22 protein-coding genes are annotated in these 22363 nt (G+C 76.7%); 16 read left to right on the top strand and 6 right to left on the bottom strand.

Translation table 11 applies throughout. From position 1 onward, the window contains the following. Nucleotides 1-4: 4 nt before the first annotated feature. Complete coding sequence (locus ACYVOF_RS18350; protein WP_460869059.1) at nt 5-700, bottom strand: DUF4870 domain-containing protein; 696 nt, start codon at nt 698-700, stop codon at nt 5-7. A gap of 43 nt (nt 701-743) precedes the next feature. Continuing rightward, on the bottom strand, nt 744-1760 hold the full coding sequence (ligD, locus tag ACYVOF_RS18345; protein WP_460869057.1) for a non-homologous end-joining DNA ligase: 1017 nt from the start codon (nt 1758-1760) through the stop codon (nt 744-746). On the opposite strand from ligD, the gene ACYVOF_RS18340 reads away from it, so the two are divergent. Next, a complete protein-coding gene (locus tag ACYVOF_RS18340) occupies nt 1759-2151 on the top strand; it encodes an SRPBCC family protein (protein WP_460869055.1) in 393 nt (130 codons plus the stop codon). The two genes, ligD and ACYVOF_RS18340, sit on opposite strands and share 2 nt — an antisense overlap. Nucleotides 2152-2202: 51 nt before the next feature. Beyond that, on the top strand, nt 2203-3612 hold the full coding sequence (locus tag ACYVOF_RS18335) for an aminopeptidase P family protein (RefSeq protein ID WP_460869054.1): 1410 nt from the start codon (nt 2203-2205) through the stop codon (nt 3610-3612). A gap of 483 nt (nt 3613-4095) precedes the next feature. Here the strand turns inward: ACYVOF_RS18335 and ACYVOF_RS18330 are convergent, their stop codons facing one another. Together ACYVOF_RS18330 and ACYVOF_RS18325 are read right to left on the bottom strand one after the other, a co-directional pair. Beyond that, the gene (locus ACYVOF_RS18330; protein WP_460869052.1) at nt 4096-4968 is read right to left on the bottom strand and encodes an HAD family hydrolase; all 873 of its coding nucleotides are present in this window, start codon (nt 4966-4968) and stop codon (nt 4096-4098) included. A gap of 142 nt (nt 4969-5110) precedes the next feature. Then, on the bottom strand, nt 5111-5743 hold the full coding sequence (locus tag ACYVOF_RS18325; protein ID WP_460869050.1) for a MaoC family dehydratase: 633 nt from the start codon (nt 5741-5743) through the stop codon (nt 5111-5113). Between the two features lie 41 nt (nt 5744-5784). Here ACYVOF_RS18325 and ACYVOF_RS18320 point away from each other — a divergent pair, with 41 nt between their 5' ends. The 8 genes from ACYVOF_RS18320 (at nt 5785) to ACYVOF_RS18285 (ending at nt 11250) form a co-directional block, all read left to right on the top strand. Continuing rightward, on the top strand, nt 5785-6294 hold the full coding sequence (locus tag ACYVOF_RS18320) for a gamma carbonic anhydrase family protein (protein WP_460869048.1): 510 nt from the start codon (nt 5785-5787) through the stop codon (nt 6292-6294). 155 nt (nt 6295-6449) lie between these two features. Beyond that, nucleotides 6450-7496: a septum site-determining protein Ssd gene (ssd, locus tag ACYVOF_RS18315; protein WP_460869045.1), complete on the top strand. Its 1047-nt coding sequence runs from the start codon at nt 6450-6452 to the stop codon at nt 7494-7496. Next, nucleotides 7493-8692, top strand: a complete 1200-nt coding sequence (locus ACYVOF_RS18310) for a TadA family conjugal transfer-associated ATPase (RefSeq protein ID WP_460869043.1) — start codon at nt 7493-7495, stop codon at nt 8690-8692. Before ssd ends, ACYVOF_RS18310 begins: the two co-directional genes overlap by 4 nt. Next, nucleotides 8677-9471: a type II secretion system F family protein gene (locus ACYVOF_RS18305; protein WP_460869041.1), complete on the top strand. Its 795-nt coding sequence runs from the start codon at nt 8677-8679 to the stop codon at nt 9469-9471. The genes ACYVOF_RS18310 and ACYVOF_RS18305 overlap by 16 nt, the downstream gene beginning before the upstream one ends. A 212-nt stretch (nt 9472-9683) precedes the next feature. Then, a complete protein-coding gene (locus ACYVOF_RS18300; RefSeq protein ID WP_460869090.1) occupies nt 9684-10193 on the top strand; it encodes a type II secretion system F family protein in 510 nt (169 codons plus the stop codon). Between the two features lie 95 nt (nt 10194-10288). Continuing rightward, nucleotides 10289-10486, top strand: a complete 198-nt coding sequence (locus ACYVOF_RS18295) for a DUF4244 domain-containing protein (protein WP_460869088.1) — start codon at nt 10289-10291, stop codon at nt 10484-10486. Between the two features lie 3 nt (nt 10487-10489). Then, a complete protein-coding gene (locus tag ACYVOF_RS18290; RefSeq protein WP_460869039.1) occupies nt 10490-10870 on the top strand; it encodes a TadE family type IV pilus minor pilin in 381 nt (126 codons plus the stop codon). Next, the gene (locus ACYVOF_RS18285) at nt 10867-11250 is read left to right on the top strand and encodes an Rv3654c family TadE-like protein (protein ID WP_460869037.1); all 384 of its coding nucleotides are present in this window, start codon (nt 10867-10869) and stop codon (nt 11248-11250) included. The genes ACYVOF_RS18290 and ACYVOF_RS18285 overlap by 4 nt, the downstream gene beginning before the upstream one ends. 342 nt (nt 11251-11592) lie before the next feature. On the opposite strand, the gene ACYVOF_RS18280 is transcribed toward ACYVOF_RS18285, so the two are convergent. Beyond that, nucleotides 11593-13938, bottom strand: a complete 2346-nt coding sequence (locus tag ACYVOF_RS18280; RefSeq protein ID WP_460869035.1) for a DEAD/DEAH box helicase — start codon at nt 13936-13938, stop codon at nt 11593-11595. 283 nt (nt 13939-14221) lie between these two features. On the opposite strand from ACYVOF_RS18280, the gene ACYVOF_RS18275 reads away from it, so the two are divergent. From ACYVOF_RS18275 to topA, 3 genes are all read left to right on the top strand, one after another. Then, nucleotides 14222-14425 (top strand): cold-shock protein, encoded by a 204-nt coding sequence (locus ACYVOF_RS18275; RefSeq protein ID WP_003935252.1) that lies wholly within the window; start codon nt 14222-14224, stop codon nt 14423-14425. 127 nt (nt 14426-14552) lie between these two features. Then, nucleotides 14553-15146, top strand: coding sequence for a hypothetical protein (locus tag ACYVOF_RS18270; protein WP_460869032.1), 594 nt, complete (start codon nt 14553-14555; stop codon nt 15144-15146). Nucleotides 15147-15275: 129 nt separating this feature from the next. Continuing rightward, complete coding sequence (gene topA / locus ACYVOF_RS18265) at nt 15276-18266, top strand: type I DNA topoisomerase (RefSeq protein WP_460869030.1); 2991 nt, start codon at nt 15276-15278, stop codon at nt 18264-18266. A 77-nt stretch (nt 18267-18343) separates the two neighbouring features. Here topA and ACYVOF_RS18260 read toward each other — a convergent pair whose 3' ends face one another. Then, entirely contained in the window at nt 18344-18709 is a 366-nt protein-coding gene (locus ACYVOF_RS18260) for an MmcQ/YjbR family DNA-binding protein (RefSeq protein ID WP_460869028.1), read from the bottom strand. 46 nt (nt 18710-18755) lie between these two features. Between ACYVOF_RS18260 and allB the strand changes: the two genes are divergently transcribed. From allB to ACYVOF_RS18245, 3 genes are read left to right on the top strand one after another with little or no spacing between them, the layout of a single operon-like run. After that, nucleotides 18756-20072, top strand: coding sequence for an allantoinase AllB (allB, locus tag ACYVOF_RS18255; protein WP_460869026.1), 1317 nt, complete (start codon nt 18756-18758; stop codon nt 20070-20072). Continuing rightward, a complete protein-coding gene (alc, locus tag ACYVOF_RS18250; RefSeq protein ID WP_460869024.1) occupies nt 20069-21103 on the top strand; it encodes an allantoicase in 1035 nt (344 codons plus the stop codon). Before allB ends, alc begins: the two co-directional genes overlap by 4 nt. After that, entirely contained in the window at nt 21103-22323 is a 1221-nt protein-coding gene (locus ACYVOF_RS18245) for a DUF6986 family protein (RefSeq protein ID WP_460869022.1), read from the top strand. The genes alc and ACYVOF_RS18245 overlap by 1 nt, the downstream gene beginning before the upstream one ends. Nucleotides 22324-22363 lie beyond the last annotated feature (40 nt).

Genomic DNA, 22363 nt, shown 5'->3' with positions numbered 1-22363 from the left:
CTGCTCAGGTGACCAGCCGGATCGCGACCGGGTAGCGGTAGGCCTCGCCCCGGTTCGCCGCCACCGCGCCCAGGATGCTGAGCACCAGGTGGGCGATGCCGACGACGACGAGGAGCAGGATGCCGATGACCAGCAGGACCAGGACGAACGACACCACGTAGGCGATGGCCACGGTGATCTGGAAGTTCAGCGACTCGACGGCCTGGTCGCGGGTGAAGCGCGACTCCGGGCCCTTGACCAGCATGATCACCAGCGGGGCCAGGAACCCGACGAAGATCGCCCCGAGGTGGGCGAGCATCGCCCACGTCCGCTCGTCGGAGGTGAGCGGCCGGCCGACGAGCGGCGAGTAGGGGCCGTCGGGCACGCCCGGGACCGTGCCGGGCCCGTGCCCCGGGGCGGGTGCGCCGGAGTACGGCTGCGGGTGGCCCTGCGGCGGGACGCCCGGGGGCGGGCCGTACCCGGGAGGCGGGCCGTAGCCGGGGGTCGCGCCGTACCCCGGAGGTGGTCCGTAGCCCGGGGGTGGGCCGTAGCCGGGCGGGGGGCCGGCCTGCCCGGCCGGTGGGCCGGCCGGTGGGCCACCCGGCGCCCGGGGGATGCGGGTCGTAGCGTCGCCCGCCGGGGCCGCCTGCGTCCGCTTCGTCAGGTCCGGGGTGCTGCTGCCCGGCTCGTCGCCGGTGCGCCCCGCGTCGGGCTGGCTCATCGTCCGAACGTAAACCGCGGGCAAGGCCGCGTCGAGACCCCGGTCAGGTGGGGTCGGCGCCGGGCAGGAGCACCTCGGCGGGGGACACGTCGGGCCGCAGCCCGCGCCACGACGGGTGGCGGAACCGGCCCTCCGAGGTCTGCTCGCGGTGCTCGACCTGCCCCACCAGCACGGGCTCGACCCACTGCGCGCCGCGGCGGTGGGCAGCGGGCAGCACGGCCGCGAACGGGCTCGTCGGCCGGGCCAGGGTGTCGAGCCGCTCGCGCAGCGCCGCCTGGTGCGCTGCGGTGAAGCCGGTGCCGACGTGGCCGAGGTAGACCAGCCCGCCCGCCGCGTCGTGCGCCCCGAGCAGCAGCGCCCCGAACGCGGTCGCACGCGAGCCCTGCCCCGCCGTCCACCCCCCGACCACCACGTCCGCGGTGCGCCGGACCGCGGTCTTGACCCAGTCCCGCGAGCGCGCCCCCGGGCGGTAGGGGGAGGTGAGGCGCTTGGCCACGACCCCCTCGAGGCCCTGCTCGGTGGCGGCGGCGAGCAGCTCGGCGGGGGTGACGCCGTCGAACGCGGGCGCCGCGGTGACGCCGGGCCCGGCGAGGCCGAGCGAGTCGAGCAGCGCGCGTCGCTCGTGCAGCGGCAGCCCGGTCGTGGCGCGGCCGTCGACGGCGAGCACGTCGAAGCACTGCAGCGACACGGGCACCGCGGCCACCAGGTCCGGGGTGGGGGTGACGACGTGCATCCGCTGCTGCAGCAGCGAGAAGCTCGGCCGGCCGGCCGCGTCGAGCGTGACCACCTCGCCGTCGAGCACCACGTCGAGCCCGGACGCGGCCAGGGCAGCCACCACCTCCGGGTAGGTCCCCGTCACCGCACGCCCGGTGCGGCTGTGCAGCACCACCTCGCCGTCGTGCACCCGGGCGACGGCGCGCACGCCGTCCCACTTCAGCTCGGCGGCCCAGCCCGGTCCGGTCGGGGGGTCGCCCGCCGTGGCGAGCATCGGCGCGGGCAGGTCCGGCGCGGGCGGCTTCGTGCTGCAGTTCCTGCCCGAGGCGCCCACGCTGGCGAGCATGGCTGACCACGAGCGCTCGCACCCGGTGGAGACCGACGCGGACCGCGTCTACGCACTCCTGTCCGACGTCGAGAACCTGCCCCGCTACTTCCCGCAGATCACCTCGGCGCGCCCCGTCGGCGACGGTGACGCCGTCGACACCACCGCCGTCATCGACCCGCCCGGGCAGCCGGAGCGCGAGGTGGAGGGCGAGGCGTGGTTCCGCACCGACGACGCCGCCCGCCGCGTCGAGTGGGGCGCGCAGGGGGAGAGCGACTACCACGGGGCGCTGACGGTGCAGGAGAACGGCACCGGCTCGACCGTGGTGCTCACGCTGCACTCCCCGCACGACCACCCCGGCATCGAGCAGTCCATCGACGACGTGCTGGAGCGCATCGACGCCCTGCTCTGAGCCCGGGTCGGGCCCTGGGGGTCGGGCCCGCGCGGCGTTAGCGTGGGGGGCATGACCCGTCCCGCGCGCCGCGACCCCAGCCGACTGACCGACGCCCCCGGCTTCCGCGAGTACGTCCGCGGCAGCTGGGGGCCCGGGGACCGCGAGCCCCGCACCCTCGCCGGGGCGGCGCAGGCCGCGGCCGAGCACCGCGAGCGGCTCTCCCACGCCTTCCCGGGCCAGCGGATCGCCGTCGCCGCCGGCCGCGCCCCGGTCCGCTCCAACGACAGCGACTACGAGTTCCGCCCCGACTCGGACTTCCTGTGGCTGACCGGCTGCACCGCCGAGGGCGCCGTGCTGGTGATGTCACCGTCCGGGGACCGGCACGACGCGACGCTGTTCCTGCGCGAGCCCGCGGGGCCGGACGAGGCCGACTTCTTCGCCTCCGCCCGCGACGGCGAGCTGTGGGTCGGGGCCGTGCCCGGGCTGGCCGAGTGGTCCGAGGCGCTCGGCGTGACCACCCGCCCGCTCGAGGCGCTGCCCGCGGCGCTGCGGGGGAACTACCCGGCGCTGCTCGCCACGGTGGGGGTGGAGCCGCTGCTCGACGCGCTCGTCACCGGGGCGGGCGGGGACCTGCGGCGCGTGCTCTCCGAGCTGCGTCGGATCAAGGACGACTGGGAGCTCGGCCAGCTGCAGCACGCGGTCGACGCCACGGTGACCGGGTTCGGCGAGGTGGCCGCCGCGCTGCCCGAGGCCGTCCGCGGCGGGGGCGAGCGCTGGCTGCAGGGCACCTTCGACCGGCGTGCGCGCACCGAGGGCAACGGGGTGGGGTACTCCTCCATCGTCGCCTCCGGCGCGCACGCGCCCGTGCTGCACTGGGTCCGCAACGACGGCGCCGTGCCCGAGGACGGGCTGCTGCTGCTCGACGCGGGGGTCGAGGCCACGAGCTGCTACACCGCGGACGTCACCCGCACGTTCCCCGTCTCGGGCACCTTCAGCCCCGCCCAGCGGCAGGTCTACGACCTCGTCCACCGCGCGCACCTCGCCGGGATGGCCGAGGTCAAGCCGGGCGCGGCCTACCGGGAGTTCCAGGCCGCCGCCATGCGCGTGCTCGCCGAGGGCCTGCACGACTGGGGCCTGCTGCCGGTGTCGGTGGAGGAGTCCCTCGAGCCCAAGGGCCAGCAGCACCGCCGCTACATCGCCTGCGGCGTCGGGCACTTCCTCGGCCTCGACGTGCACGACTGCGCCCGGTCCTCCGCCGAGGCCTACCACGACGGGGTGCTCGAGGAGGGCATGGCGCTGACCGTGGAGCCCGGGCTGTACTTCCACGCCAACGACCTCACGGTGCCCGAGGAGCTCCGCGGCATCGGGGTGCGCATCGAGGACGACCTCGTGGTGACCCGGGACGGGCACGTCGTCCAGTCGGCCGGGCTGCCGACCGAGGCGAGCGAGGTCGAGGCCTGGGTGCAGTCCCACCTGTAGCGCTGTGTGTGATTGCTGCACCCGGGGGGCGAGGTCTCGTTCACAGGCCGCACGCGCAGGGCCGCACGCACCCAGGCCGGAGGCCCCGCCGCGGTCGGTCTGCGGCGGGGCCTCCGGCACTCCAGCACGAGCAGCCGGGTTACCAGGCGTGCGGAGTACGTCGTGCTGCTGGCCTCGGCGACAGCCGGCGGGTCCCCGGAGCTGCGGGGTGGTGCCGGTGTCGCAGGCCGACGACGGTGTGGGCCTCGTGGGGCCCGCTCGGCGTGGGTGCCTGGCGGCTCGTGCGAGGAGCTCCGACCGGGGGGTGCGACCCTTCTCCTCCGGATCGACCCTGGCCTGTCGGCGTTCCCTGACCCAGTTCTACCGTGTGACCCCGGTCACAGCAAGGGGTCTCACCCGGTCGGGCGGGACCGTCGCACAGCGTCAGCGCGGACGGCACAGCGTCAGCGCGGACGGCACGGCGTCAGCGTGGACGGCGCAGCGTCAGCGGCGGCGGTGCCGGCGGGACACCGTCGCCCACGCCGCGGCCCCGCCCGCCACGGCCAGCCCGACCGCGGCGGTGGTGACCGCAGTGCGCGACGCCGTGGGGATCCGCGCACGCAGCGAGACGGGGTTGGAGAAGGTGAGCACCGGCCAGCCGCGCGCGATGGCCTCCCGGCGCAGCGCCCGGTCCGGGTTGACCGCGGTGGGGTGGCCCACGACCTCGAGCATCGGCAGGTCGGTCACCGAGTCGGTGTAGGCGTGGCAGTCGGCGAGGACGTAGCCGCGCTCGTCGGCCATGGCCCGGATCGCCTCGGCCTTGCCCTCGCCCCAGCAGTAGAAGTCGATCTGCCCGGTGTAGCGGCCGTCAGCGACCTCCATCCGGGTGCCGACGTGGTGGTCCGCGCCGACCATCGCCGCGATCGGCCCGACGACCTCGTCGCCGGAGGCGGAGACGACCACGACGTCGTGGCCCTGCGCCCGGTGCTCGGCGATCAGCGAGGCCGCCTCCGCGTAGACCAGCGGGTCGACGATGTCGTGCAGCGTCTCGGCGACGATCGACTGCACCTGCGCGGTGTCCCAGCCGCCGCACAGCCCCGCCAGGTGCGAGCGCATCCGCTCCGTCTGGTCGGCGTCCATCCCGGAGAGCATGAAGAGGAACTGCGCGTAGCTGCTCTTGAGCACGGCGCGACGGTTGATCAGGCCCTCGTCGAAGAACGGCCGGGAGAACGCCAGGGTGGACGAGCGGGCGATGATGGTCTTGTCGAGGTCGAAGAACGCCGCGACGGGTCTCACCGGGCCGGCCACCCCTCGAGCATAAGGCGGCGGCGTCGGCCGCGCGTGAGCGGCGGCACACACCGGACGGCCGTTGAACATCGAACGACCGCCACGCTGTGTGTAGCATCGTCGGTACCCGGCTAGCCCGGGAGAGCTCAGCCCGACCCCCCGGGGCTGAGCTCGACGACCCCCGCCCCTCCCCCCTGGCGGGGGTCGTCCCATGTGTGGGTCAGGTGACCAGTCAGGCCGGTCCGGCGTCGTCCGGGCCGGCCTGACCTGTCGGTGCCGGATCCTCTGGTGCCTGACCCTCTGGCGGGCTCGTGAGCCCGGCGGCCCGCAGCGACCGCTCGTCCCACACCGGGGCGACGCCTGCCGGGTCGGGCCCGTGGCCCCGGCGGTACACCAGCAGCGTCCGCTCAAAGGTGATGACGATGGTGCCCTCGGCGGTGTAGCCGACCGTGCGGACGGTGACGAGCCCGGCGTCGGGGTGCGACCGGGACTCCCGCACGGTGAGCACCTCGGACTGGGAGTAGATGGTGTCGCCGGCGAACAGCGGGTTCGGCAGCCGCACCCGGTCCCAGCCGAGGTTGGCCAGCACGTTCATCGACACGTCGGTCACCGACTGCCCGGTGACCAGGGCGAGGGTGAACGTGGAGTCGACGAGCGGGCGGCCCCACCGGGTCTGCGCGGCCACGTGGGCGTCGACGTGCACCGCCGCGGTGTTCTGGGTCAGCAGCGTGAACCAGCTGTTGTCGACCTCGAGCACGGTGCGGCCCAACGGGTGCCGGTGGACGTCCCCCACGGTGAAGTCCTCGAACCAGCGGCCCTGCCACCCGCGGCCGACGGTGGTGGCAGGCTCGGAGTCGTCGCTCACCCGGCCAGCGTGGCAGAGCGGCCCGACACCCGGAGGTCACCGTGCCCGTCCTGTCCTTCCACGGCCACACGCCCGAGGTCGACCCGGCGGCGTGGGTCGCGGCGTCGGCCACGCTGGTCGGGCGGGTGAGCCTCGCCGCGGACGCCTCCGCCTTCTACGGGGTGGTCGTGCGCGGCGACACCGAGCACATCCGCGTCGGGGAGCGCTCCAACCTGCAGGACGGCGTCGTCGTGCACGCCGACCCGGGGTTCCCGTGCACCGTCGGCGCCGGGGTCAGCGTGGGCCACGGCGCGGTGCTGCACGGGTGCACGGTGGAGGACGACGTGCTGGTGGGGATGAGCGCGACCGTGCTCAACGGGGCCGTCATCGGCACCGGGTCGCTCGTCGCCGCGGGCGCGGTGGTGCTGGAGGGCACGGTCGTGCCGCCGGGCTCGCTGGTGGCGGGGGTGCCGGCCAAGGTGCGCCGGGAGCTGACCGAGCAGGAGCGCGCGAGCGTGACGTTCAACGCTGACGCCTACGTGGCGCTCTCCCGGGAGCACGCGAAGCTGTAGCGGCGCGGCGGTCGCGGGACAAGGGCCGCCACCGCCCTGTGGACGGCCGGGACCGGGTTGTCCACAGGTGCCGATCTCCCCCTTCCGCCGCTGCCCCCGGGTCGGCACCGTCGTCCTCGGGCACCGAACGGCGGTGCGGGCGAGGGGGTTCGACGGTGGCCGTGCTGGCGTGGGTGGTGGACCGGGAGCTGCGCGAGGAGGTGGCGCGGCTGGCCGCGGCCGCCGGGGCGGAGCTCGAGCTGGTCGCCGACCCCGGGGCCGTGCGGGTCGGGTGGACCCGCGCCGCGGCGGTCGTCCTCGACGGCGCCGCCGCCCGGGCGTGCGCCGGGGACCGGCTGCCGCGCCGCGACCGGGTGGTCGTGGTCGCCCCGGGTGCCCCGGACGATGCGGTGTGGCGGGCGGCGGTCGGCGCGGGCGCCGAGCACGTGGTGACGCTGCCCGACGGTGACGCGTTCCTCGTCGGCCTGCTGGGGGAGGGCAGCGACCCCGCCGACGGGGCGGGACGGGTGGTGGCCGTGCTCGGGGGCCGCGGTGGGGCCGGGGCCTCGGTGCTGGCCGCCGCCGTCGCGACCGCCGCCGCGGCGCAGGGCCGTCGCGCGCTGCTCGTCGACTGCGACCCGCTCTCCGGCGGGGTCGACCGGCTGCTCGGCGCGGAGGACGCCGCCGGGCTGCGCTGGGCCGGTCTCGGCCTGGCCGGGGGCCGGGTGGCGGCGGAGTCGCTGCACCACGCGCTGCCCGCGGTGCCCGTCCCGGGCGGGCAGGTGACCGTGCTGGCCTGCGGCCGGGACGACCCGGGCCCCGAGCCCGCCGCGGTCGCCGCGGTGGTGGACGCCGGCCGCCGCGCCGGTGACCTGGTCGTGTGCGACCTGCCCCGCACCCTGGGCGACGCGGCGCTGGCGGCCCTCGAGCGGGCCGACCTGGCGGTGCTGGTGGTGCCGGCCGAGCTGCGCGCGTGCGCCGCCGCCCGACGGGTGGCCGCCGCGGTGGCCGGCCGCGCCGCCGTCCTCAAGCTCGTGGTGCGGGGCCCCGGGCCGGGTGGTCTCTCCGCGGCCGACGTCGCCTCGGTGCTGGCCCTGGACGTGCTCGCCACGGTCCGTGCGGACGCCCGGCTGGAGCGGGGGCTCGAGGCCGGACGGCTGCCCACCGGGCGCCGCAGCCGGCTCGCCGTCGCCGCCCGCGCCGTGCTCGCGGACGTCGCGTGAGGACCGCCGCCGTGCTGGGCGGGGAGGAGCTGCTCGACCGGGTGCGGCTGCGCCTGGCCGAGGCCACCGGGGAGCTGACGCCCTCCGTCGTCGCGGCAGCCATCCGCACCGAGTCCGGCGGGGTGCTCGGTGACACCGACCTGCTCGCCGTGCTGCGGACCCTGCAGACCGAGCTCTCCGGGGCGGGCCCGCTCGAGGCGCTGCTCCGCGAGCCCGACGTCGCCGACGTCCTGGTCACCGCGCCGGACGAGGTGTGGGTGGACCGGGGCGCCGGCCTGGTCCGCACCGCGGTCGCGTTCACCGACGACGCCGCCGTCCGCCGGCTCGCCCAGCGCCTGGCGCTCTCGGCCGGGCGCCGGCTCGACGACGCCCAGCCCTGGGTGGACGGCCGCCTGCCCGACGCCGGGTACGGCGGCACCGGGGTTCGGCTGCACGCCGTGCTGCCGCCCGTCGCCGCCGACGGGACGTGCCTGTCGCTGCGGGTGCTGCGCCCGGCCAGCCAGGACCTCGACGGCCTGGTCCGCTCCGGCGGCGTGCCCGCGGAGGTGGCTCCGCTGCTGCGCGCCGTGGTCGACGCCCGGCTGGCGTTCCTCGTCGTCGGTGGCACCGGGGCGGGCAAGACGACGCTGCTCGCGGCCCTGCTCGGGGTGGTCGACCCGACCGAGCGGGTGGTGTGCGTCGAGGACGCCGCCGAGCTGCGCCCCCGCCACCCCCACGTGGTGCGGCTCGTCGCCCGCGCCCCCAACGTCGAGGGCGTCGGCGAGGTCACGGTGCGCCAGCTCGTGCGCCAGGCGCTGCGGATGCGGCCCGACCGCGTCGTCGTCGGCGAGGTCCGTGGTGCGGAGGTGGTCGACCTGCTCACCGCCCTGAACACCGGGCACGACGGCGGGGCGGGCACGGTCCACGCGAACTCCCCCCGCGAGGTGCCGGCCCGGCTGGAGGCGCTCGCCGCGCTCGGGGGCATGGACGCCGCCGCGCTGCACAGCCAGCTCGCCGCGGCCGTCCAGGTGGTGCTCCACGTGCGGCGCGACGCCGACGGCCGACGCGGGCTCGCCGCCGTCGGGGTCCTCGAGCGGACGGGGGACCGCACCGTGCGGGTGGTTCCCGCCTGGGACCGCGCGTCGGGCGCCGGCGAAGGAGCGGAGCAGCTCGCGGCGCTGCTGGCCGAGCGGGGTGCGGCGTGGCCGCTGCGCTGACGGTCCTCGCGGCCGCGCTGCTGGTGCTGCCGCCCGGGCCCGCGCGACGCCGGGCCCGCACGCTGGCCGTGGGAGGTCCCGCGGTCCGCCGCGTGCGTCGCCCGGTCGGTGCCCTCGGGGCAGCAGCCGCGGGGTTCACGGTCGGGGTGCTCCTGGGCGGGGTGCTGCCCGGCGCAGCCCTGGCCCTCGCCGCGGCCACGGCGCAACGGCGGTGGCGGGCCCGGCGGACGGCCCGTCGCGACGCGGCGGAGGTCGGCGCGCTGGTGGCGGGCCTCGAGGTGGTCGTCGCCGAGCTCCGGGTCGGCGCCCACCCGGCGACGGCCTGCGCCACCGCGGCCGAGGAGGTCGACGAACCGGTGCGCACCGTCCTGGCCGAGGCCGCCGCCCGGTGCCGGCTCGGGGGCAGCGCGGCCGAGGGCCTCACCACCGGTCCCGGCGCGCTGGCGGCGGAGCTGGAGCGGGTCGCGGCGGCGTGGCGGGTGGCCGACGAGCGGGGTGTGGCGCTGGCCGAGCTGCTCGACGCGGTGCGCGTCGACGTCGCCGGGCGGGTCGCGTTCCGCAGCCGCGCCGACGCGGGCCTGGCCGGACCGCGGGCGACCGCGGCGGTGCTCGCCGCGCTGCCGCTGCTGGGCATCGGGCTCGGCGAGGCCGTCGGCGCCGCCCCGGTCGGGCTGCTCCTGGGCACCCCGACCGGTGGGGTGCTGCTCCTGGTGGGCACGGCCCTGGCCTGCGCCGGTCTCGCGTGGACCGCCCGCATCACCGCGGTGGTGGCCCGGTGACGGCGCTGGCGGCCGTGGTGCTGGCCGCGGCGCTGCTGCTCGTGCCCGGGCCGGCGGTGACCGCGCGCGGGCGGCTGGCGGTGCTGGGCGGTGGAGCGGTGGCCCCGGAGGACGGGCGGGGTTCCGCGGTGCTGGCGGTGCTGGTCGCCGCGGCGGCCGGGGCCTCGGTCGCGCTGCTCGCCGGGGGCGTCGTCGGGGTGGTCGTGGGCCTGGTGGTCGCGGGCGTGGTGCACCGCGCGGTGCGGCGGCTGGGTCGGCCCACCGAGGTCGCGCCCGACCCCCTCGCCGTGGCGGGCAGCCTCGACCTGCTGGCGGCCTGCCTGCGGGCGGGCCTGCCGCTGGCCTCCGCGGCCGGTGTCGTGGCCCGCAGCGCCCCGCCACGGCTGGCGTCCTCGCTGCACCGCGCGGCCGAGCTGCTCGCGCTGGGGGCCGAGCCCGCCGTCGCCTGGTCCGACGCGGCGGACGACCCGGCGTCGGAGGGCCTCGCGCGGATGGCGCGCCGCTCGGCGCGGTCGGGGTCGTCGCTCGCGGCGGGGGTCGCCGAGCTGGCCGCGACGTGCCGGGCGCAGGCCCAGGACGCGGCCGCGGCGACGGCCGAGCGGGCCGGCGTCCTGGTCACCGGCCCGCTGGGGCTGTGCTTCCTGCCCGCCTTCGTGTGCCTGGGGGTGGTCCCGGTGGTACTCGGGCTCGCCGGCCCGGTGCTGCACGGCGGGCTGGTCTAGGTGTCCACCGTGGATGGTCCACGGTGGTGGGTGAGAGGGGAACGACGATGGTGATCGACGATGCGCGGCCCGACGAGCAGGCCGCCGAGGTGCGGGTGGGACCGGTCGCCCGGCTGCAGGCGCGGCTGGTGGAGGCGGCGGTGGCGGACGACGGGATGTCCACGGCGGAGTACGCCATCGGCACCATCGCGGCGGCCGCGTTCGGCGCGGTGCTCTACACGGTGGTGACCGGGGACAGCGTGGTGACTGCCCTGACGGGCATCGTGCAGCGCGCGCTGAGCACGCAGGTCTGACCGGTGGCCTCCCGGGTGGTGCCCGAGGCGGCCGGTCGTGGTGGCGACCGGGGCGCGGTCACGGTGGAGTCGGCCATCGCGATCGGGTCCATCACCGCGGTGCTGGTCCTCGCGCTGGCCGGGTTGATGGCCGTGGCCGCGCAGGTGCAGTGCCTCGACGCGGCCCGGGAGGCCGCCCGGCTCGTCGCGCGCGGCGAGGCCGGGCGGGCGGCGTCGGTAGCGGCCCAGGTGGCCCCGGCCGGCGCGCAGGTCGAGGTGAGCACGGGTGCCGACCTGGTGACGGTGCGGGTCAGCGCCTCGGCCCGGCTGCTGCCGGGGCTCGAGCTCAGCGGGGTGGCCGTCGCGGTGCCCGAGCCGACGGGGGCGGACGGTGGTCCGCCGTGAGCCGGTGTGCGGCCGTGTCCCGGGCGCGGCCGGGGGGTGACCGCGGCTCGGGCACCGTCCTCGCGGTGGGCGCGATCGGGGCGATCGTGGCCGTGATGGCCCTGCTGCTGCAGGTCGGGGCGGCGGTGAGCACCCGGCACCGGGCGGAGGCGGCCGCCGACCTCGGGGCGCTCGCCGCCGCGTCGTACGCGCTCGAAGAGGAGGAGAGCGCCTGCGGCCGTGCCGGTCTGGTCGCGGCGCGCATGGGCGGCGTGCTGGCGGAGTGCCGGTTCGACGGGTGGGCGGCCGTGGTGGCCGTGACCGTGGACGGCCCGGTGTCGGTCGCCGGGCTCGGGTCGGCCCGCGGGGTGGCCCGGGCCGAACCGGTGCCCGAGGGCTGACCCGGAGCCCCCGTCGGGACACCGCAGAGTGCGCCCGCCGCGGCTCCCGGCCGCCGCAGACACCGCAGAGTGCGCCCGCCGCGGCTCCAGGCTCCGGCGAACACCGCAGAGTGCGCCCGCCGCGGCTCCCGGCTCCGGCGGACACCGCAGAGTGCGCCCGCCGCGGCTCCAGGCTCCGGCGAACACCGCAAAGTGCGCCCGCCGCAGCTCAAGGGCTCGCGCGAAGTGGGCGAAACGCGCCCAGGACGGCTGTGGACTCGCGCGATGTGGGCGAAACGCGGGCAGGGGTCGTGCCGGGGAGCGCGAAGTGGGCGAAACGCGGGCAGGGCGGCCGTGGTGGGGTCAGGGCAGGGCGGCCAGGACGGCGTCGAGGACGATGACCGCGCCGGCCTTGTCCAGCGGGTCGTTGCCGTTGCCGCACTTGGGGCTCTGCACGCACGAGGGGCAGCCCGCCGGGCACTCGCAGGCCGCGATCGCGTCCCGGGTCGCCGTCAGCCACCGGGCCAGCTCGGTGTGCCCGCGCTCGGCGAAACCCGACCCGCCCGGGTGCCCGTCGTGCACGAACACCGTGGGCCGCAGCGTGTCCGGGTGCAGCGCGGTCGACACCCCGCCGATGTCCCACCGGTCGCACGTCGCCACCAGCGGCAGCAGCCCGATCGCCGCGTGCTCGGCCGCGTGCAGCGCCCCCGGCAGCACCCCCGGGTCGAGGCCGAGCCGCTCGGGCAGGTGCTCGTCGAGGGTGTAGACCACCGCGCGGGTGCGCAGCGTGTGCTCCGGCATGTCCAGCGGGGTCTCGTCGAGCAGCTCGCCACCGGGCAGCGTCCGCTGGTAGCTCACCACCTGGCTGGTCACGTCGACCTCCGCGAGCCCGACGTCGACGGGCCCGTGCGTCGCCCACTGCAGCACCCGCACCACCCGGATGTCGCTCACCGTCTGCGCGCGCGTCGTCCAGTCCGGCTCCTCGGCGTGCACCAGGGCGATCCCGTCCCCGAGGTGCAGCTCGTCCACCACCCAGGACCGCCCCCGGTGCAGGTGCACCGCGCCCTCGTGCACGGTCGAGGGCGCCTTCGAGCTCTCCACGGTGCCCAGCACGCGCCCCGTCGACCCCTCGACGACCGCCACCTGCAGCCCGCCGGAGCCGCGCAGGTCCACGTCACCGTGCGGGTCCAGCCCGGCCGCGGCGTACCAGCCCCGCGGCCGCCGCCGCAGCAGCCCGTCGGCCACCAGCTCGTCGAGCACCTCCTGCGCGCCCGGCCAGTCCGCGGCCACCTCGTCCGGGGTCAGCGGGCGCTCCACCGCCGCGCACAGCAGGTGCGGGCCGAGCACGTACGGGTTGGCCGGGTCGGTCACCGTGGCCTCGACGGGCCGGTCCAGCAGCGCCTCCGGGTGGTGCACCAGGTAGGTGTCCATGGGGTCGTCCCGGGCCACGAGCACCACCAGCGAGCCCTGCGACGCCCGCCCCGCCCGCCCGGCCTGCTGCCAGAACGATGCCACCGTGCCCGGGTAGCCGGCCACCACCACCGCGTCCAGCCCGCCGATGTCGACGCCCAGCTCGAGCGCGTTCGTCGTCGCCACCCCCAGCAGCCGGCCGTCGTCCAGCGCGGCCTCCAGCTCGCGGCGGTCCTCGGCCAGGTAGCCCGCCCGGTAGGAGGCCACCCGCTCGGCCAGCGGTGCGTCGACCTCCCGGAGCAGCCGCGCCGAGCCCAGCGCCGTCAGCTCCGCCCCGCGCCGGGAGCGGACGAACGTCAGCGTCCGCGCCCCCTCCACCACGAGGTCGGCCATGATCCGGGACGCCTCCGCCCCGGCCGAGCGCCGCACCGGGGCCCCGCCCAGCCCGGTCACCCCGTCCAGCAGCGGTGGCTCCCACAGCGCCACCGTCCGTGCGCCCGAGGGGGACCCGTCCTCGGTGACCGCCGCGACCGGTGCCCCCACCAGCCGCGACGCGGACGGCGCCGGGTCGGCCGAGGTCGCGCTGGCCAGCACCACCACCGGGTCGCTGCCGTAGCGGGCGCACACCCGCCGCAGCCGGCGCAGCACCAGCGCCACGTGCGAGCCGAACACGCCGCGGTAGGTGTGGCACTCGTCGACCACCACGTAGCGCAGCGAGCGCAGCAGCCGCGCCCAGCGGCCGTGCCAGGACAGCACCCCGCGGTGCAGCATGTCCGGGTTGGTCAGCACCAGGTTGGCGTGCGCCCGCACCCAGTCCCGCTCGTCGAGCGGGGTGTCGCCGTCGTAGCTCGCGGCGCGCACCCCGGCCAGGCCGAGCCCCGTCACCGAGCGCAGCTGGTCGGCCCCCAGCGCCTTGGTCGGGGACAGGTACAGCGCGGTGGCGCGGGGGTCCTCGAGCAGCGCGGTGAGCACGGGCAGCTGGTAGGCCAGCGACTTGCCCGACGCGGTGCCGGTGGCGACGACGACGTGGCGCCCGGCGCGGGCGTGCTCGGCCCCGGTGACCTGGTGCGACCACGGCCGCACGACGCCCCGCTCGGCCAGCGCGTCGCGCAGCCGGGGGTGCGTCCAGGCGGGCCAGTCGGCGTGCCGCGCCGTCCGGGCGGGCAGCTCGGCGACGTGGGTGACGGGGCTCTCACCCGACGGCGTGCCGGCGAGCACCCGCTCCAGCAGCGCCGGGCCGACCCCAGCCGCAGCGCCCTGAGCGGCGGCGGGAGGCCGCGGCGGGGTCCGGGTGGTCACCCCGCCAGTCTGGCCCGAGCCACCGACACCGCTGCCGCGGGCGGGGGTCGGCGACGAAGATCGGCGTGCGGGCTGTGCTGGCGGCCCGCGCCGTGGTTGACTTGGACTCGGTCGCAGCTTCTGTGTTCGTAGGCATCACGCTCTCGCGCTCGCAGGATCGTCGTTGCGGGCGTGTGCCTCGAGGAAAGACCCCCGGGTCCCTCCACGGGAAGCGCGTTCTCAACCGGCCCGACGCCACGCCAACTGTGGCGTCTGATCCGGTGTTCTTGAAGGAGAAAACAGCATGGCACAGGGAACTGTGAAGTGGTTCAACGCGGAGAAGGGCTTCGGCTTCATCGCCCCCGAGGACGGTTCGGCTGACGTCTTCGTGCACTACTCCGAGATCCAGGGCAGCGGCTTCCGCACCCTGGAGGAGAACCAGCGCGTCGAGTTCGAGGTCGGCCAGGGCACCAAGGGCCCCCAGGCCACGGGCGTTCGCGCGCTCTGATCTCGGCCCAGCGCTGAGCCCCCAGCGGGTTCACCAGCACTGAGCAGGACCCCCGTCACCTCCCGAGGTGGCGGGGGTCCTCGCTGTCCGGGGGGTCGCCCGGCCCGGCCTGGCTAGGGTCACGCCCGTGGAGCAGCTGTCCTTCTTCTCCGCCGACCTCGCCGAGCCCGCGCCCGGTGACCTGGCGGGGCTGCTCGCCGCCCACGGCCAGCTCGTCACCGCCGGGCACGCGGTCCGGGTGTCGGTGCTCGTCGCCGACCTGTGGCGCGCGACCGCCATCGCCGAGCTGGTCACCCGCTCGGGCATCGAGGCCGAGGTCGTCACGGCCGAGGAGGGCAGGCCGCTGGTGCGCACCGCGCCCGACTCCCGGCTGGTCGACCTGGCCCGCGCGTGGACCCGTGGCGCGGTGAAGACCGTACCGCCCGCGTGGGCGCCGCCGCCGCGGGCGCTGCGGGCGTGGGCGCTGGCCGCCGGGCGCACCGACGAGGCGGGCTACGCCCTCGGCCTGGACCCGCACGCGCCCGACACCCACCAGGGTCTCGCCGCGGCCCTGTCCCGCGTCGGGGTCGCCGCCACCCTGCTCGGCCCGCGCGGGGGCGGCCCGGCCCTGCGGGTCAGCGGGCGCCGCCGGCTGCTGCGGCTCGTGGAGTGGGTGGGGCAGTGCCCCGACGACCCCGCGGCCCCCGCCTCCTGGCCCGCCGCGCCCGCCCCGCACGCCTGAGCCGCGCCACCCGCGGGGACCGGCGTCGCGGCACGCCGGGACGGACCTGTGCCACCCTGTCGGTGTCCGCCCCCGGGACGTCACCCGCGGCGGACCCCACGAGCACGTACAGGAAGGTGTGGCCGGCAGGTGGCAGCACGCAGCAAGAGCTCGTCGGACGGCCTGCGCCGTCTGGTGATCGTCGAGTCGCCCACCAAGGCGCGCAAGATCGCGGGCTACCTGGGCTCGGACTACGTCGTCGAGTCCTCCCGGGGCCACATCCGCGACCTGCCGCGCGGTGCCGCCGACGTGCCCGCCAAGTACAAGGGCGAGCCGTGGGCGCGCCTCGGCGTCGACGTCGACCACGGCTTCGAGGCGCTCTACGTCGTCAGCCCGGACAAGAAGTCCACGGTCAGCGAGCTCAAGACCCTGCTGCGCGACGTCGACGAGCTCTACCTCGCCACCGACGGTGACCGCGAGGGCGAGGCCATCGCGTGGCACCTGCTGGAGACGCTCAAGCCCAAGGTGCCGGTCCGCCGGATGGTGTTCCACGAGATCACCGAGTCCGCGATCCGCGCCGCCGCCGAGGACCCCCGCGACCTCGACACCGACCTCGTCGACGCCCAGGAGACCCGCCGCATCCTCGACCGCCTCTACGGCTACGAGGTCAGCCCCGTGCTGTGGAAGAAGGTCATGCCGAAGCTCTCGGCGGGCCGGGTGCAGTCCGTCGCCACGCGGGTGATCGTCTCCCGGGAGCGGGAGCGCATGGCGTTCCGCTCCGCCGGGTACTGGGACGTCTCCGCGGTGCTCGACGCCGGGGAGTCGGCCAGCCCGCGCACCTTCGGCGCCCGGCTGAGCACCGTCGACGGCGCCCGGGTGGCCTCCGGCCGCGACTTCGGCGCCGACGGGCAGCTCAAGGGCGGCAAGGCGGAGGTGACGGTCCTCGACGAGGGCCACGCCCGCCGGCTCGCCGAGTCGCTGCAGGGCGCCGACCTCACCGTCACCTCGGTCGAGGAGAAGCCGTACAGCCGCCGGCCGTACCCGCCGTTCATGACCTCGACGCTGCAGCAGGAGGCGGGCCGCAAGCTGCGGTTCTCCTCCGAGCGGACGATGAGCATCGCCCAGCGGCTGTACGAGAACGGCTACATCACCTACATGCGGACCGACTCCACGACGCTCTCGGAGACGGCCATCAGCGCGGCCCGCAGCCAGGCCGGTGACCTCTACGGCGAGCAGTACGTCCACCCGCAGCCGCGGCAGTACACCCGCAAGGTGAAGAACGCGCAGGAGGCCCACGAGGCGATCCGCCCCGCCGGCGAGGCGTTCCAGACCCCGGGCGAGCTGCACTCCCGGCTCGACGGCGACGAGTTCCGGCTCTACGAGCTGATCTGGCAGCGGACGGTGGCCTCGCAGATGGCCGACGCCCGCGGCACCACGCTGAGCCTGCGCATCGAGGGCACCGCCGGCACCGGGGAGACCTGCACGTTCGCCGCGTCGGGCCGCACCATCACCTTCCCCGGCTTCCTCAAGGCCTACGTCGAGACCGTCGACGAGCAGGCCGGCGGCGAGGCCGACGACTCCGAGTCGCGGCTGCCGCAGCTGACCGAGGGCCAGGCCCTGACCGCCGCGGAGCTGACCCCCGACGGGCACACCACGAGCCCGCCGGCCCGCTACACCGAGGCCAGCCTCATCAAGACCCTGGAGGAGCTGGGGATCGGGCGGCCGTCGACGTACTCGTCGATCATCAAGACCGTCCAGGACCGCGGCTACGTCTACAAGCGGGGCAGCGCGCTGGTGCCGTCGTGGGTGGCGTTCGCCGTCATCGGCCTGCTCGAGGTCCACTTCGGACGGCTGGTGGACTACGACTTCACCGCCGCCATGGAGGACGAGCTCGACCAGATCGCCTCGGGCACCGAGCAGCGCACGCACTGGCTCGACGGGTTCTACTTCGGCGGCGAGACCGGGGCCGAGGGCTCCGTGGCGCGCGCCGGCGGGCTGAAGAAGCTCGTCGGGGTCAACCTCGAGGAGATCGACGCCCGCGAGGTCAACTCCATCAAGATGTTCGACGATGCGCAGGGCCGCCCGGTCCACGTCCGGGTCGGCCGCTTCGGTCCCTACCTGGAGCGCACCGTGGTCGGTGAGTCCGGGGCCGAGGAGTCCCAGCGCGCCAACCTGCCGGACGACCTCTCCCCGGACGAGCTCACCCTGGAGGTGGCGGAGAAGCTGTTCTCCACCCCGCAGGAGGGCCGCAAGCTGGGGATCGACCCGGTCACCGGGCACGAGATCGTCGCCAAGGAGGGCCGTTTCGGCCCCTACGTCACCGAGATCCTGCCCGAGCCGGCGCCGGACCCCGTCGACCTCGACGCGACCCCCGCGGCGTCCTCGTCCGAAGGCGGGGGCGGGGTGGCCGTCGCGACCAAGGCCCCGGCCAAGGCGCCCGCCCGCAAGACCGCCGCCAGGAAGGCCGCGGCCGGGCCGAAGCCGCGCACCGGCTCGCTGTTCAAGTCGATGGACCTGGCCACGATCACCCTCGACGAGGCGCTGACGCTGCTCTCGCTGCCGCGCACCGTGGGCACCGACCCGACGACGGGCGAGGAGATCACCGCGCAGAACGGCCGCTACGGCCCGTACCTCAAGCGCGGCACCGACTCCCGCTCGCTGACGACCGAGGACCAGCTCTTCACCGTCAGCCTGGAGGAGGCGCTGAAGATCTACGCCGAGCCCAAGCGGCGTGGGCGGGGTGCGGCCACCCCGCCGCTGCGTGAGCTGGGCAACGACTCCGTCACCGGCACGCCCATGGTGGTCAAGGACGGCCGCTTCGGGCCCTACGTCACCGACGGGGAGACCAACGCGAGCCTGCGCAAGGGCGACGCGGTGGAGTCGCTGACCGACGAGCGCGCCTCCGAGCTGCTCGCCGAGCGGCGCGCCCGGGGGCCGGCCCCGAAGAAGAAGGCGGCCGCGAAGAAGGCCCCGGCCAAGAAGGCCCCGGCGAAGAAGGCCCCCGCCAAGAAGGCGGCTGCGAAGAAGACGACCGCCGCGAAGAAGACGACCGCCGCGAAGACGACCGCGACGGGGACGACCACGAAGACGGCGGCCAAGAAGACGACCGCGACGAAGGCCCCGGCCAAGAAGACCACCTGACCGCCACCGGAGTGCCCGTGGTCGTCACCCCGCCCGGATGACGACCACCGGCACTCCAATGGCCGGGGGGAAGGGGGTCAGCCGGCGTCGAGCACGCGAACCAGGCGCTTCAGCGCCACCTGCCGGTACGAGGCGTCCAGCAGCTCGGCGACCTCGTCGAGGTCCGGCGCGGCGAGGGTGAGCCCCACCCAGCCCGACGCCCCCCAGTACGCGGGCGAGGTGAACCGCGGGTCGGCCAGCAGCGCCTCGCGCTCGGCGGGCTCGGGCTTGACCACCAGCACCGGCCCGCGCTCGTAGACGGCGAACATCTTCCCGCTCGCCCCGGCGCGGAACGTCGGCCTGCCCCACGCCACCTTCTCGACCGCCTCGGGCAGCGCCAGCGCGAGGCGCCGCACGTCGGCCAGGTGCGGGTCGTCGTCGGAGAAGGTCACCGGGTGCCCCATCCCCCGACCCTGCCAGGGCGACCGGCCCGCGTGGAAGAGTGATCACGTGGGCGAGACGGTGCTGCGCGCGGACCGGGTGGTCACCCCCGAGGGCGAGCGCGCCGCCGAGGTGGTCGTCGTCGACGGCGTCATCACCGAGGTGCGCGACCACACCGGCGTCCCCGCCACCGAGGTCCCCGCCGGCCACGTGCTGCTGCCCGGCCTGGTCGACAGCCACGTCCACGTCAACGAGCCCGGCCGCACCGAGTGGGAGGGCTTCGCCACCGCGACGGCCGCCGCGGCCGCGGGCGGGGTCACCACCATCGCCGACATGCCGCTGAACTCGATCCCGCCGACGGTGGACGTCGCCGCGCTGCGGGCCAAGCACGCCGCCACCACCGGGAAGCTCGCCGTCGACGTCGCCTGCTGGGGCGGGGCCGTGCCCGGCAACGTCGCCGACCTCCGCCCGCTGCACGAGGCCGGGGTGGTCGGGTTCAAGTGCTTCCTGCTGCCCAGCGGGGTCGAGGAGTTCCCGCCGCTCGACGACGACGGGCTCACCGCCGCACTCACCGAGATCGCGACGTTCGACGGCCTGCTCATCGCCCACGCGGAGGACGAGGCCCACCTCGGCCCGGCACCCCGCGGCCGCCGGTTCGCCGACTTCGTCGCCTCCCGCCCCCCGGCCGCCGAGACCGCCGCCGTCACCCGGCTCGTCGCGGCCGCGCGGCGCACCGGGGCCCGGGTGCACGTGGTGCACGTCTCCGCCGCCGAGACCCTGCCCGTGCTGGCCGCGGCCAAGGCCGATGGGGTCCGCATCACCGCCGAGACCTGCCCGCACTACCTGCACCTCACCGCCGGGGCCGTGCCCGACGGGGCGACGGAGTTCAAGTGCTGCCCCCCGATCCGCGGCGAGGCTGACCGCGACGCGCTGTGGGACGGGCTGCGCGCCGGGGTGATCGACCTCGTGGTGTCCGACCACAGCCCGTGCAGCCCGGCCGAGAAGCGGTTCGACGTCGGCGACTTCGACCTCGCCTGGGGTGGCATCGCCTCGCTGCAGCTGGGCCTGCCGGTGGTGTGGACGCAGGCGCGGCGCCGCGGGGTGCGCCTGGCCGAGGTGGTCGGCTGGATGGCGACCGCCCCCGCCGCGTTCCTCGGCCTGCCCGACCGCGGCGCCGTCGCGGTGGGCCGCCGCGCCGACCTCTGCGTGCTGGCCCCGGAGGAGACGTTCGTCGTCGACCCGGCGCGACTGGCGCAGCGCCACCCCGTCACCGCCTACGCGGGTGAGACCCTGCACGGCGTGGTGACGCAGACGTGGCTGGCAGGTGCCCCCGTGGCCGCGGGGGAGCGGCGCGGCCGGCTCGTGGCCCGCGGCGGTGCGGCGTGACCGCGCCGGGGTGGCGGCTGCTGCCCGACGTGGCGGGCCGGGCCCTGGGCGGGGCGGTGATGGCCGCGGACGACGACTTCTTCGCCGACGTCCACACCCTCATCGCCGCGGCCCCGCCGACGCACGACCCGCTGCTGTTCGCCCCCCGCGGCAAGGTCTACGACGGCTGGGAGACCCGGCGCCGGCGCACCCCCGGGGACGACGCGGTGCTCGTCCGGCTCGCCGCGCCCGCCCTGGTGCACGGCGTCGTCGTCGACACCGCCTTCTTCCGCGGCAACTACCCGCCGCAGGTGTCGGTGCGCACGGCCTGCGTGCTGGGCCACCCCACCGCGGCCGACCTCGCCGGCGCCGAGTGGCGCACCGTGGTCGAGCGCGCCGACGTCGCCGGGGACACTGCCAACGAGCTCACCGTGGCCGGGGAGCCGCGGCTGGCCACCCACGTGCAGCTGGTGCAGCACCCCGACGGCGGGGTGGCCCGGCTGCGGGTGCACGGCGAGGTGGTGGCCGACCCGGCCGACCTCGGCGGGCGCGTCGACCTCGCCGCCACCGTGCACGGCGGCCGGGTCCTGGACTGCAGCAACCTCTTCTACTCCTCGCCCGCCAACGTGCTCGCCCCCGGCCGGGCCACCGTGATGAGCGACGGCTGGGAGACCGCCCGGCGCCGCGACGACGGCAACGACTGGCTCACCATCGCCCTCGGCGTGCCCGGGGTGGTGCGCCGCGTCGTCGTCGACACCTCCCGCTTCGTCGGCAACGCCCCCGGGTGGGCCCGGCTGACCGATCTCGACACCGGCGCCGAGCTGCTCCCGCGGACCGCGCTGCTGCCCGACACCGAGCAGCGCGTCCTCGTCCACCACCCCGACCCCGTCGCGGCCGTGCGCCTCGACGTCTACCCCGACGGTGGGCTGTCTCGGCTGCGGGTGGAGGGCGAGGTCACCGAGGACGCCCGCACGGCCCACGCCCGGCGGTGGCTGGACCTGCTGCCCGACGCGCAGGCCGCCGCCGTCGACCGCACCACCTTCTTCCACTGATGACGGCCCTGCCGCCGCGCGTGCTGGCCGACCTCGACGCCCGGCTCGCCGACGACGACGCCGAGCGGGAGCGCCGCTACCCCGGCCCGCCCGTGGGCCGCACCCCGGCGCACACCGTCTACGTCCCCGCCGACCGCGTCACCCCGGACCTGCCCGCGCGGTGGGGGTCCGAGGCGCTGGCCGCACTGGCCGAGCACGGGCCGCTGCCCGACGCCGTCGCCGACCAGCACGACCGGGTGGTGGCCCGGCTGCGCACCGCCCCGGTCGCGGACCTGCGCGTCGACCTCGAGGACGGCTACGGCCTGCGCCCCGAGGACGACGAGGACGCCGACGCGGTGGCCGCCGCCCGCGCGCTGGCTGCGATGGCCGCCGGCGGCACCGGCCCGGACTGCTGCGGGGTGCGGGTGAAGTCCCTGGAGCCCGCGACCCGGGCCCGCGGCGTGCGCAGCCTCGACCTCGTCGTCGGCACCCTGGCCGAAGCCGGCCCGCTGCCCGACGGGTTCCGGGTGACCGTGCCCAAGATGACCTCCGTGGCCCAGGTGCAGGCCGTGGTGGCGCTGTGCGAGGCGCTCGAGGACGCCCACGGCCTGGCCGCCCCGCTGCGGTTCGAGATCCAGGTGGAGACCCCGCAGGCCGTGCTCGGCGCGGACGGCCGCGCCCTGGTCGCGCCCATGCTCCACGCCGCCGCCGGGCGCTGCGCGGGCCTGCACTACGGCACCTACGACTACAGCGCCTCGCTCGGCGTGGCCGCCCCGTTCCAGTCGATGGAGCACCCGGTGGCCGACCACGCCAAGGCCGTCATGCTCGTCGCCGCCGCGGCCACCGGCGTCCCGGTCAGCGACGGGTCGACCAACGTGCTGCCCGTGGGGTCGACCGACCAGGTGCGGTCGGCGTGGGCGCTGCACGCCCGGCTGGTCACCCGCTCGCTCGAGGCCGGGTTCTACCAGGGCTGGGACCTGCACCCCGCGCAGCTGCCGACGCGGTGGGCCGCGACGTTCGCGTTCTACCGCGCGAGCGCGCCCGCGGTCGCCACCCGGCTGCGCAGCTACCTCACGGCGGCGGGGTCAGGCCTGCTCGACGAGCCCGCCACCGCCGCGGCCATGGCCGGGTTCCTGGCCCGCGGGCTCGACGCGGGCGCCCTCGACGCGGCCGAGGTCGAGGCCGGCACCGGGCTCGGCACCGACGCCCTGATGCACCTGGCCCGCCGCGTCCGTGTGTGATAACTGCACCCAGGACGCGAGCTTCCGTTCACAGTCGGGG

The organism is Rhodococcus aerolatus (genome assembly GCF_054783215.1).
Note: the sequence above shows the minus strand (reverse complement) of the source record. Positions and strands in the feature narration are given on the sequence as shown.

Coding starts and splice junctions, on each gene's coding strand:
- ACYVOF_RS18350 (WP_460869059.1), bottom strand. CDS start 700: ATGAGCCAGCCCGACGCGGGGCGCACCGGCGACGAGCCGGGCAGCAGC.
- ACYVOF_RS18340 (WP_460869055.1), top strand. CDS start 1,759: ATGGCTGACCACGAGCGCTCGCACCCGGTGGAGACCGACGCGGACCGC.
- ligD (WP_460869057.1), bottom strand. CDS start 1,760: ATGCTCGCCAGCGTGGGCGCCTCGGGCAGGAACTGCAGCACGAAGCCG.
- ACYVOF_RS18335 (WP_460869054.1), top strand. CDS start 2,203: ATGACCCGTCCCGCGCGCCGCGACCCCAGCCGACTGACCGACGCCCCC.
- ACYVOF_RS18330 (WP_460869052.1), bottom strand. CDS start 4,968: ATGTTCAACGGCCGTCCGGTGTGTGCCGCCGCTCACGCGCGGCCGACG.
- ACYVOF_RS18275 (WP_003935252.1), top strand. CDS start 14,222: ATGGCACAGGGAACTGTGAAGTGGTTCAACGCGGAGAAGGGCTTCGGC.
- ACYVOF_RS18260 (WP_460869028.1), bottom strand. CDS start 18,709: ATGGGGCACCCGGTGACCTTCTCCGACGACGACCCGCACCTGGCCGAC.
- ACYVOF_RS18245 (WP_460869022.1), top strand. CDS start 21,103: ATGACGGCCCTGCCGCCGCGCGTGCTGGCCGACCTCGACGCCCGGCTC.